This is a genomic window from Leptolyngbya sp. FACHB-671 (assembly GCF_014695745.1).
Lineage (GTDB): Bacteria > Cyanobacteriota > Cyanobacteriia > Elainellales > Elainellaceae > JAAUTN01.
This window is the reverse complement of the sequence record NZ_JACJOV010000060.1, coordinates 1-2,927: the sequence shown is the minus strand read 5'-3', so window position 1 is coordinate 2,927 and position 2,927 is coordinate 1. Positions and strand designations below refer to the sequence as shown.

Annotated in this window: 2 protein-coding genes; one reads left to right on the top strand and one right to left on the bottom strand. The window is 45.5% G+C overall.

Annotated features, from left to right (window positions below; genetic code table 11):
* A partial coding sequence (locus H6F93_RS07045) for a transposase (protein ID WP_190679863.1) occupies positions 1 to 258 on the top strand: 258 nt, incomplete at its 5' end.
* Here H6F93_RS07045 and H6F93_RS07040 read toward each other — a convergent pair.
* On the bottom strand, positions 255 to 2,117 hold the full coding sequence (locus tag H6F93_RS07040) for a HAMP domain-containing sensor histidine kinase (RefSeq protein ID WP_190679862.1): 1,863 nt from the start codon (positions 2,115 to 2,117) through the stop codon (positions 255 to 257). The two genes, H6F93_RS07045 and H6F93_RS07040, sit on opposite strands and share 4 nt — an antisense overlap.
* Positions 2,118 to 2,927 lie beyond the last annotated feature (810 nt).

The following is a 2,927-nucleotide window of genomic DNA, read 5'->3' as shown; positions in this document are numbered from 1 at the left end:
CCGGCGTCTTCGGGCAAAACTGTGCGCCATCGCTTGAATCGAGGCGGCAATCGCCAGGCCAATGCCGCCCTGTTTCGTGTCGTCATTGTTCGAATGCGATGGCATGAGCCGACTCGGGCTTATGTCACACGTCGGACGGCACAAGGGCTGTCGAAACGAGAGATCATTCGGTGTCTCAAGCGCTATGTGGCGCGGGAGATTTATCACATTGTTCGTAACACGTTTCCGGTTCCTGAACGCCCTGAAGTGACTTATTAAACCGCTTCACGAATCTTCTGCCGAACAGGAATTTGAATAATAAACTCCGTTCTCTTGCCAGGAATTGAGAAACAGTTCAACTTACCACAATGTTTTTCAGTGATAATCTGATAGGTAATTGACATCCCCATGCCTGTTCCTTTGCCGATAGATTTTGTTGTGAAGAATGGATCAAAGATCCGGTTGCGAACAGACTTATGAAGCCCAATGCCGTTGTCTGAGATTACAATTTCTATCCATTCTGAATCAATTGTGGAAGTCTGGATGTTGATCTGGTTAGGATTCTCCTGGATTTCTTCAAAGGTTCGTTTAACATTGGCTTCTTCCAGTGCATCAATGGCATTTGCCAGAATGTTCATCAACGCCTGGTTGAGTTGCCCCGGATAGCATTCCACTGGAGGCAAATTGCCATAGTCACGAATAACTTGAATCGCTGGGCGATCTGGACTCTCTTTCAGGCGATGTTGCATGATTAATAACGTACTGTCGATGCCCTCGTGGATATCAACAGCTTTGAAATCGGACTCATCCATGCGTGAGAAATTGCGAAGTGATAAAACAATCTGGCAAATCCGATCTGTTCCCATCTTCATGGAGTTCAAAGTTTTAGGAAGGTCAGATTGGATAAATTCTACATCGAGTGCTTCTTCCTCAGCTTGAATTTCGGGTACTGGGTCGGGATAGTGCTTTTGGTAGAGATGCACAAAGGTGAGTAAATTGTGAGCGTATTCTTGCACGTGGGTCAGATTGCCGTGAATGAAGCTAACGGGATTATTGATTTCATGGGCGACCCCTGCTACCATTTGCCCCAAGGCAGACATCTTTTCACTTTGCACCATCTGCACCTGGGCGCGCTGTAGTTCTTCTAGGAGGTATTGCAACTGCGTGTTTTTGTCGTTGAGTTCTTGAGTTCTTTGCTCAACTTTAGATTCAAGGGTTTGGCTATAGGTTTCTAGCTGTTCGTTTGCTATTTTCTGTTGCTCTAGGAGTTGCTTAACCGAGTGAATCAGTTGGTTAAACGTCTTGGCAAGTGTTCCAATCTCGTCATTTTGCACAACTGTTGCTTGTAAGTCAAAATTAGACTCCTCAGTGGATCGTCGAGCAACCTGCGTTAGCGCTTGAATCGGTTGGGCGATCGCTCGGCTGGTCAAAATTGCTAACAGAATGGCGATCGCGACAGACAAGATAATACTCGCAACGATAATTTCCTTAGCAATTTCATTTGCTCGTTGTCGAAAGTTCTCTGCTTCCTCGAGTTCTCGATAGGTTTGATCAATCAAACTCACCAAATCGTCTGAGATGCTATCGAATTCAAGTGCTACATCGCTATTGGTAAATTCCAACATCAGCGCTTGAGCCCTCCTAACATCGCTAGGTGAGGCGAGATTCAGCTGACGAATTTGTTCAACCCGACGTTCTACTTCCTGGGAGTAGTCTTGTGGCACAAAATCATAGGTTTGCAAGAAGTTCGAAATCGCTGCTTGATGTACACGGTCGTGCATAGCTGAATGCTTTGCTACAAATGCCCTGAGTTCAACCCAAATTGCTTGGACTTCAGCTCCATGTTCCAACAGGTGAGCATATTCGTCCTGAAATTTGTCTGGGTATTGCGCTAGAGGGATTAATTGCTGCTGGTGAGTCCGGGTTTGGAGAACACGAGATTGCAGACGTTGCAAAAGTTCTACTTCGTTGCGTACATGCTCTTCTCGCTCTTCAGCCTGTTGTTGATAATGATTTCCAATGCCAAAACCAGCAATAGTGCCGGATACAGCAATGCTTAAAGCAAGGACATATCCTAAGCCAATCTTTTGTCCAACTTTAAGGCTAGATAACTTTTGTCCTAAACTCTGCTTCGTCATACAGCCTTTGCTAGTGATGCAGAAGTATGCATAATCTAGAGTTCCCAGTCCTTTCGGCGGTTCAACTATTATTAGGCTGAAGGCTTCCGCCCAAGATTTCTCATGGAAACCGGTAGGCACAATTGCAGCATAACACCTCAAACTCAGCGATTAGCCCAAAGCTACCTGGCATCACCCTGAATTTGAGCAGCGGCGATCGCTTTATTCCTTGTGTGGCTGGATACTAGCGGTAGAAATAAAGAAGTCTATCTAAAGCAGTTATCCACTCCAATCCGCAGTTTGGTAAAAGTTAAATACATCACATTACTAAACAACCGGCACCGCAGCCGGTTTCTTAAATTCTAAGCACATTGCAGTGATCGCCCACTCTTCTTTGTTTTGATGTTAAAACCTACTCCCTATCTCCCTCAGCAAGTTAAGCTTTCCGGTTTTTTTTAATGCGTTCGACAGTTCACTGTGCTGGGAATTGGATTCGGACTTTTTGGCGATCGCTCTCTGACAGGCACTCCAACACCCATCTAACTTGCTCTGCTGTTACTGCACTACCTCAAATTTGGAGATGTCCCTGTCTCACCTCGTTTCATACCTTGATTCAGCAACGCCCAACTTCTAGCTGAAAAGAGGGCTGTAGTCAAAACCACAGCCCTCTCTCTAGTTAAACAACCGGACCCGCACTATTCGGCTTAGCCTAAGAAGGTAAACACGTTAGGGTTGTTGAGATAGCCTGAAGCGTTGTTGACAAATTGAGTCGAGACATCCTGGAACACGGCAACTACATCACTCTTATCTTGCTCAGAACCAATGTAAGTC

Bases quoted from the DNA above. Each gene is read 5' to 3' on its own strand.
- H6F93_RS07040 (WP_190679862.1), bottom strand. From the start codon at position 2,117: ATGACGAAGCAGAGTTTAGGACAAAAGTTATCTAGCCTTAAAGTTGGA.